We start from the raw sequence: 337 nt of genomic DNA on the forward strand, positions 1-337 counted from the left end.
ACTGGCTGGTGATGCGTTACCTGTGGATGGTAAGCTGATTGTCTATGGCCCATTTAACGAACATGGTAACTATACCAGTGCGGGCAACCAGCGATTTGATGCGATGTTAAGGCAAGGTAATTCTGACAGTGGTATCCGTCATAAAGAAGACATTGTAAATTTAGCAAATATGCATCATCTAACGCTTAGCAGAACGTACGCGATGCCTGCCAATAATCAGCTGTTGGTCTTTCAGAAGTATTAAATGATTAGAACGTCAAAAAAAGACACCTCACCGATGATTCGTTGAGGTTTTTTTTTGCATTGCTTATATGGTGACTGATATTTTTATACGATT

The 337-nt window shown here is 40.1% G+C and carries 1 protein-coding gene; it reads left to right on the forward strand.

All coding sequences use genetic code 11. From position 1 onward, the window contains the following. A partial coding sequence (locus tag B3V51_RS08120; RefSeq protein WP_286708224.1) for a DUF938 domain-containing protein occupies window positions 1-244 on the forward strand: 244 nt, incomplete at its 5' end. Window positions 245-337 lie beyond the last annotated feature (93 nt).

Origin of the sequence: Psychrobacter sp. UBA2514, from assembly GCF_002341255.1 — a bacterium.
Classification (GTDB): Bacteria; Pseudomonadota; Gammaproteobacteria; order Pseudomonadales; family Moraxellaceae; genus Psychrobacter; species Psychrobacter pacificensis.